Origin of the sequence: Bradyrhizobium sp. (assembly GCF_049586575.1) — a bacterium.
Classification (GTDB): domain Bacteria; phylum Pseudomonadota; class Alphaproteobacteria; order Rhizobiales; family Xanthobacteraceae; genus Bradyrhizobium.
The window spans coordinates 1-6845 of sequence record NZ_JBAVCF010000767.1 but is presented as its reverse complement, the minus strand read 5'-3'; the positions used below and the strand labels follow the sequence as shown (position 1 = coordinate 6845).

Annotated in this window: 7 protein-coding genes and 2 pseudogenes; 4 read left to right on the top strand and 5 right to left on the bottom strand. The window is 58.3% G+C overall.

Features of this window, described 5'->3' with window-relative positions:
* Positions 1 to 163 precede the first annotated feature (163 nt).
* From WB528_RS27545 to WB528_RS27530, 4 genes and pseudogenes are all read right to left on the bottom strand, one after another.
* Positions 164 to 676, bottom strand: a complete 513-nt coding sequence (locus WB528_RS27545; protein WP_423892498.1) for an ABC transporter permease — start codon at positions 674 to 676, stop codon at positions 164 to 166.
* The gene (locus WB528_RS27540) at positions 677 to 829 is read right to left on the bottom strand and encodes a hypothetical protein (RefSeq protein ID WP_423892499.1); all 153 of its coding nucleotides are present in this window, start codon (positions 827 to 829) and stop codon (positions 677 to 679) included.
* Between the two features lie 383 nt (positions 830 to 1212).
* Positions 1213 to 1530: pseudogene (locus WB528_RS27535) on the bottom strand (ATP-binding cassette domain-containing protein); the annotation flags it as partial.
* A gap of 133 nt (positions 1531 to 1663) precedes the next feature.
* A complete protein-coding gene (locus tag WB528_RS27530) occupies positions 1664 to 2791 on the bottom strand; it encodes an ABC transporter substrate-binding protein (protein ID WP_423892496.1) in 1128 nt (375 codons plus the stop codon).
* A gap of 533 nt (positions 2792 to 3324) precedes the next feature.
* Between WB528_RS27530 and WB528_RS27525 the strand changes: the two genes are divergently transcribed.
* The 4 genes and pseudogenes from WB528_RS27525 to WB528_RS27510 all read left to right on the top strand — a co-directional run bounded on the left by WB528_RS27525 (position 3325) and on the right by WB528_RS27510 (position 5962).
* Positions 3325 to 3528 carry a hypothetical protein gene (locus WB528_RS27525; protein WP_423892495.1) on the top strand — a complete coding sequence of 68 codons (204 nt, stop codon included), beginning with the start codon at positions 3325 to 3327 and terminating at the stop codon, positions 3526 to 3528.
* A gap of 104 nt (positions 3529 to 3632) precedes the next feature.
* Positions 3633 to 4241: pseudogene (locus WB528_RS27520) on the top strand (ABC transporter permease); the annotation flags it as partial.
* Complete coding sequence (locus WB528_RS27515) at positions 4166 to 4489, top strand: hypothetical protein (RefSeq protein ID WP_423892497.1); 324 nt, start codon at positions 4166 to 4168, stop codon at positions 4487 to 4489. The pseudogene WB528_RS27520 and the gene WB528_RS27515, both read left to right, overlap by 76 nt.
* 705 nt (positions 4490 to 5194) lie before the next feature.
* Positions 5195 to 5962, top strand: coding sequence for an FkbM family methyltransferase (locus WB528_RS27510; protein ID WP_423892494.1), 768 nt, complete (start codon positions 5195 to 5197; stop codon positions 5960 to 5962).
* Positions 5963 to 6244: 282 nt separating this feature from the next.
* On the opposite strand, the gene WB528_RS27505 is transcribed toward WB528_RS27510, so the two are convergent.
* On the bottom strand, positions 6245 to 6784 hold the full coding sequence (locus WB528_RS27505; protein WP_423892493.1) for a hypothetical protein: 540 nt from the start codon (positions 6782 to 6784) through the stop codon (positions 6245 to 6247).
* Positions 6785 to 6845: the final 61 nt, after the last annotated feature.

Genomic DNA, 6845 nt, shown 5'->3' with positions numbered 1-6845 from the left:
GTTGAACGATCCGCTCACGTATTGCGTCAGGGATACGATTCCAGACGTGCTTCGGCCTTATAGACGGTGGCAAGCTGATCCTCTTGACCGGCCAGTTCGTGGTGCTGGCGCTGTTCGTTGTACTCGGATTTCTTTCGGTGCGGAGATTTCATCCGCCGCCTGCTTACACAAACGCATGCTGCTTCCACGGAATCAGGACGCGTTCCACCCAATTGACACCGCGATTGAGCAGCACGGCGAGCGCCGCGATGACGATCAACGGTGCAAAATATTTGGCGAGCGACAGCGTCTCGCCATAGAACTGAGACATGTAGCCGATGCCGGTCGCGACGATCAGCAATTGCCCGACGATGATGCCGACCAGCGCGCGGCCGACCGCGATGCGCAGCCCGGCGAAGATATAAGGCAGCGCCGACGGCAACACCACGATAAGCAGGATTTCACGTCTGGTGCCGCCGAGCGAGCGCGCTACCTCGACCAGAAAACTGTCCGTCTCCTTTGCCCCGTTTTCGACGGTGAGCAATTGCGGAAACACCGCCGACACGAACACAAAGACAACGAGTGTCAGGTTACCGACACCAAACCAGGCGATGAACAGCGGCAGCCAGGCGATATTTGGGATCGACCAGAACACGAAGATATACGGGTCGAGAATGCGGGCTGCTGGACGAAAGATTCAGAGCACCAGACCAAGTGCCGTGCCGACGATGAAGGCGACGACGAGGCCGACGGCGAACGGCCAGATGGTCTGCGCGGTGGCGCGCACCAATTCCCCGGAGGCCGTCAGCGTGACGAAGGCAGTGAAGACGTCGATCGTCGCCGCACTCATAACTCCTCCTTGATACTCTGCCACGCAATGCTGCGCAGCCGTGTGAATTCCACCTCGGCCCTCGCATCGTAGCTGTAACGCGGCTGCGGCAGCTTCACCTCTAGCACCTGTTTGATCCGTCCCGGCCGGCGCCCCATGATGACGACAGTCTCGGACAGATAGATCGCCCCATCGAGATCGTGGGTGATGAACAGCACGGTGCTGTTCACGCGGCCCCAAAGCGACAACAGCTCGTCCTGCAGCACCGCCCTCGTCTGCGCGTCGGAGTGCACCGAAAGGCTCGTCCATGAGCAGGATTTCCGGCTGGCGCACCAGCGCGCGCTCCAAGCCGACGCGTTGCTGCATGCCGCCCGACAACTGGTGCGGATGTAATGCTCGAACCCCTTCAGGCCGACGAGCGCGATCGTCGCGTCAACGCGCTCCATCTCGGCCGCGTCGAGCGTACGGCGATGCACCCGGAGCTGGACTCCCAGAGCAACATTGCCGTCGATCGTCTTCCACGGCATCAGGCCGATCGCCTGGAACACCATCGACATTTTCGGGCTTGGGGTGGTCAGCACCGCGCCATCGAGCCGGACCTCGCCGCTGTCCGCAACGATAAGGCCGGCCGCCATGCGCAACAGCGTTGTCTTACCGCAACCGCTGGGACCGACGACCGTGACGAAACGGCCGCCGCCGAGCTTCTTGCTGAAGTCGGCCAGCGCTAAAGGTTTTCGCCGCGTGGGCTGCGGTAGCTCTTGCGAAGGTTGACGAACTCAAGTTCAGGCATGGCCGGCGGACTCAATCCGGAAGGAAGTTAGGTAAGGGCCGCCGACCAGCAACTGAACAGCCAGCTTATTTTGCGGCCGCAGCCTTGCTGCCGTACCAGTCCGGAACGTCGGGCAGGCTCGGCGTACCCTTGACGACGCCCATCTTGTCGAGGGCCGCCCTGAGCGGGCCGGTGTCGTAGACGTCGGACGGTTTGGACAAATATTGATTGCTGCTCTCGTTCCGCAACTTGAAGAACAGATCCATGATCTTCTGCGTGGCAGCATAGTTGATGCCGCCATTGACCGAGAAATAGCCGCCGTCGCGGAACAGCTGCCAGGCAGCCTTCAGCTGTTGGGCGTCCAACCCGCTGTTTGCGAAAATCTTTTGTGCTGGAGTTACCCACGTGCTGGCATGGTTCTCCCATTGCCTGCCGGCGTCCAGCATGGTCTCGACGTAGTGCGTTGCCACCGCTTCGTGGCTCTTGATCCAGTCCTCACGCGCAACGATCACAATGCGGGGAATCGGCGACGTATATTTCGCGGTGTGCGGAATGAGTACGTGGACCTGCTTCGTGTAGCCTTTGGCAGCCGCGAGTGCAGCGCCCAGATGTGACAAGGTCGCAAGCTGCGTGCGGCCGGTATCCATGGCCTGGAGTCGCGGACCGTCGGCGCCTGGAATAGGGATAAATCGAAAAGCATCTGACTTGAACCCCATCCCCTCGGCCGTCATTTGGGCATTGAAGCGTTGGGCGCCACCCAGGCTGGCGACTGCCCAGCTCTGGCCCACGGCGTCCTGCATGCTTTTGAATTTATTCAGCGCCCATATTTCTTCATCGCCGTAAGGCGTCATGACCATCAGGATTTTGAGCTTGGCGCCGGAATAAATGCCGCCGAAGACGGAAATGATGTCACTGGTCGCAACGTCGGTGCTGCCGGTGGTGACCGCCTGCACGCGGACCGGCCCGCCGCCGCCGAGCTTCGGTCCCAACTGCAGCACGAGCCCATGTTTCGCGAACAGCCCCATGGCTTGAGCCATCGTGTTGTAGGCGAGTGACGGGTTCGGCGTCGGTATCAGTTCGGTCGCCTTGATCGGAGACGGCGCACCTTGAGCCGCATTGACCGGCGCCACGCCAAACGCGCCAGTCATGAGCGCGACAGAACCGCTCACCAGAAAAATGGCGGTGCGGCGCTGAAGCAGATTCACTCTAGGCATTCCGACCTCCCTGTTGTATCTGACATTGTTCTTTGCGCCCGCTGCTCGGCGGTTCACCCCGAGTTCCGGCACGGCTGGTTCGCGGCGCCTGGTTGGATCGTATACCGAAGCTGCAAGCCAACTCCTGCGGCACGTCCGCCTATGCAGTTGATAGCCGCGGCGCGCTGCAAGCCGCCGTTTCAAAGCGCAAGTTTTGCGGCCCCGAGCTCCGTCAGCGGGCGATGGTTAGATCGCGGCGCAAAGAGTGCTTCTCACAACTTCATTTCGGCGGCCCCATGGGATGCCTAGCTCATTTCTGTGCTTGGACCGCCCGCCCACCATGCGACGTTCCGTCTAAAGGAACGCGACACTGGGTCGCAACCAAACGCAGACCACCACAGATAGTCTTTGCTGAGAGCTGTCGCCGGGACATGCCGGGCTCCTGTGAAATTAAAGGCAGCGCTTTTGCCTGCGGCGGGCAACGATCACAAACAATAGCCGACGTCTGGTGCTTTCGGCACTTGCTTGACGGCGACAGCGCCATGGGGTTCGCAATGAAGATTCCCCGTCGAGACGTTTTGCGCCTCGCGGCCGCCACCGCGCTATCAGTTAGCTCGCGCGCTGTCAGGGCCGACAGCTATCCGTCACGGCCGGTACATCTCATCGTCGGCTTTCCAACCGGCTATGCGACTGACATTGTTGCGGGTCTTATCGCAGCCTCACTCTCGGAGCGGCTTGGCGGATTTTCAAGCGCGTAACGATCGATATTCCGCGGCCGCGAAGGCCGGAAGACTCGGCAATCCTCGATTTGGAAAAAACCCTGGTGCGTGATTTCTTCAGCGTCGTGGAAGCGAAAACGTAAATGGCCTTGCGGTTCAAGAGCATCGCCCTGCGTATAAGCTCGATCATCGTGCTGCTGCTTCTCTGGTCGGCAGCATCAGCCGCGATGCACGATCCGCAAGTGCTGCCCGGCCCATGGGCGATCGCACGAACGATGGTGGCGGACCTCCACACTCGCTTACCCGAGGGCGAATCGCCCTATTTTGACATTGGCATTACATTGGCCCGCATCTTTATTACCTTTTCGGCGTCGATGATCGCCGGAACTGGCAAAGGCTTGGCGATGGGATTGAACCGGCTGTGCGAACGTTCGCTGCTGGCCGTGATTCCGTTGATGCTGACGATGCCGACCATTCTGATGGTCTTTCTCGCGATTATGTGGTTCGGTTTCAGCGAAGCCGGCGGCCTGGTCGCCGTCCTGGCGGTAGTCACCCCCTACGTTGCGGTGAATATGTTTGAGGGCACAAAGGCGATGGACAAGTCGCTTGCAGAGATGGGGCGACTTTCAAGGCCAAGCCGTATTTGCTTCTGCGCAGGGTCTACCTACCGCAACTCATGCCGTACATTTTTTCCACCTTTCGTTATGCATTCGGCGAGACCTGGAAAATCGTGGCCCTGGCCGAAACTTTCGGGCTCAAATACGGCATCGGCTACATGTTTTTTTCGGTTCGATCAATTCGACATCAAGCAAACCTTGGCCTGGATCATGATGTTCGTCGTTTTGATGCTTGTCCTCGAGCATGGCGTGTTCGCCCGACTCGAAAGCCGGGCGTTCGCGTGGCGAAACTCCTCGCGTGTCCGCGCTCGCGCGTAGATATTTCTTACGCATGTTTTTGCGCTTCACGCGCCCGCCTTAAGCCGGCACGACCTTTCCTATAGATCGCGTCGTAGACGGAAAAGACCACGCAGAAAGGGCTCGACATGGTGTGGATGCAAGACGAAGGTAACCGAAACGTGCCTGTAAAAGCTGTCCCTTTCCACTGAAAAGCCCTGCAAACCTATTGAGAAACAAAGGCCGCATAGGCTTGGTAAGGGAGAGGTTCTCAGTTCAATCCTGAGCGGCAGCACCAGCAAAATCAGGCACTTCTTGCACTTCGGCCGGACGGCGAAAACCTTCGGATAGGGCTGGGGTAAAGTTTTTACCGGGATCGCCGATCGCGGTTGCGACTTCGCCCCCATGCAGACTGGCGAGCGTGATCCTATGTCCATTCGGATGCGGGCCACGGCGGAGCTTGGCGTCACGGACGCTCGTCACACCTAGCGCAATGCGCCGCCAGCAGTGATCGAAGCCATAAACGCCCAGCGGTCCGGACGTCCGCTTCCGAGGGTGCAACCGACATATGGCGGCCGCGCGGGATCGGTCGAAAGGTGACCCATTGCGGAAGTGACGATTTCAGGATTGCCGTTTCGCAAAATGCCGCCGAGCCCTATTCCGCGAGCAGCAAATCCCTGCTCTAATTGCATCGTCGATCAACGCAGATCTGAACCTGCGCGTCGGCGCATCGCAAGCCCCGCGCGGTTTCAGCGTCGTGTGGGAGTAAGCCCCAAGCAGACGGCGGCGGCGTTCGTTGCGGAGGTATGCCGATGACACAGACAAAACCGCACCCAATCTTCGCTTGCTTCGACGAGCTCTTGGGTATGCGCAGTATCATTCATGGCTATGTCAGGGAAAATCCGAACGAGTTGGGTGGGTTGTTTACACGTTATTGCGCTATGCATTTTATGAACTCGTACGCACAGTTGTTCCAGGACCTGCTGGTGATTTTTCTCACGAAAGGCAAACGCGACGGCTTCTTCGTGGAGTTCGGCGCGACTAACGGCTGTGATCTCAGTAACACATTCGCACTTGAGCAGCATTTCGGCTGGAAGGGGCTGCTCGCGGAGCCAGCCAAGTGCTGGCAGGGGGCATTGAAGGCGAATCGCAAGGCGGCGATTGATACCCGCTGCGTATGGAGGGAAACGGGCGCAAAGCTCGAATTCAAGGAAACCGAAATTGCGGAATTGTCGACGCTCAACAATCTAGTAGACACGGATTTCAATAGGCGCGGGCGGATGAAGGGTACGACCTATTCGGTTGAGACCGTGTCGCTCAACGATCTACTAAAGTTACACAATGTCCCTCAGGAAATCGATTATCTCTCCATCGACACCGAAGGATCGGAACTCGAAATCCTGCAAGCCTTTGATTTCGCCGATTACGACATCAAGATCATGACGGTCGAACACAATTTCGTTGAGCCGAACCGGCAGAAGGTCTTCACATTGCTCAGCGGCAAAGGGTTCATGCGGCTATTTGAGCCGCTTTCGAAGTTTGACGATTGGTACGTAAGGCGATCGCTACTTGGCCTGTAAACCCTGCAGACGTCGCGCAATGTCCGTTGTTCGGTCGCTCTTGGGGGCTAAGCCGACATCAGGCGGATTTCAGTACACGCCCTAGTGGGGTGCGAAGACCAAAGCTAGCGGTGGCGAACCTCACGAAGCCGACGAGCAAATAAATCGGCCAAAAATATCGAACCTGATGGCCCCGAAAACTCAACGTTTCCGGAGCTTTTTGCTATTTGCACTCTGCAAATTCGGGCACCTACGCAGGCAACACTTATCCCGGTTGCCGCCGAGCCCTAAAGCGTGTCAGCATTAGACACTGAGCGGCGGCATGGGCTTGCCGCTCACCCATGCATCAAAGAGTTCTTTGGGTGTCTCGCTACCATCCGCGCGTACAAACGCTGGGAAGCGGCTTGAGTACCCATCGTCGCCAAAGTCGCCCTGGACCTGACGCATCAGGCGCGTCAACGCAGCCGACAGATCGTCGTATAGCCAATCGAGAAAGCTATCGTGAGCTTCGCGGGTCAGCCTCAGGTGTTTCGTGGCAAGGAATTGAGCAGTCTCTCCTACGTCCGCCAAAACGGGACGAATTTTCTTTCGCAGTTCTTTATCTTCCCGCCATAGGTCGTCAGGGTCATTAGCTTCCCATTTAGCGTCGCCAACAGCTTCCTGGAGCGCTTCATGAACGCGGTCACGAATAGCTTCCCACCGTTCGAGGTTTCCAAGTGGATGACGTGCGACAGACCAGTGATACCATCCGCCCGCTAGTGCCCTGGCTTCCTGTCGCGTTAGTTCAATCGGACGCCCTGTGCGCGTTGCACGGATCGTCTCAAATTGCCCCGTGACCTTCACGTCTCATTCCCGAAATTCTTGTTGTGCTTTCCGCGCCCCTACGCTGGCCGCTGCGAAGAAC

Coding starts and splice junctions, on each gene's coding strand:
- WB528_RS27530 (WP_423892496.1), bottom strand. CDS start 2,791: ATGCCTAGAGTGAATCTGCTTCAGCGCCGCACCGCCATTTTTCTGGTG.
- WB528_RS27510 (WP_423892494.1), top strand. CDS start 5,195: ATGACACAGACAAAACCGCACCCAATCTTCGCTTGCTTCGACGAGCTC.
- WB528_RS27540 (WP_423892499.1), bottom strand. CDS start 829: ATGAGTGCGGCGACGATCGACGTCTTCACTGCCTTCGTCACGCTGACG.
- WB528_RS27525 (WP_423892495.1), top strand. CDS start 3,325: ATGAAGATTCCCCGTCGAGACGTTTTGCGCCTCGCGGCCGCCACCGCG.
- WB528_RS27515 (WP_423892497.1), top strand. CDS start 4,166: ATGCCGTACATTTTTTCCACCTTTCGTTATGCATTCGGCGAGACCTGG.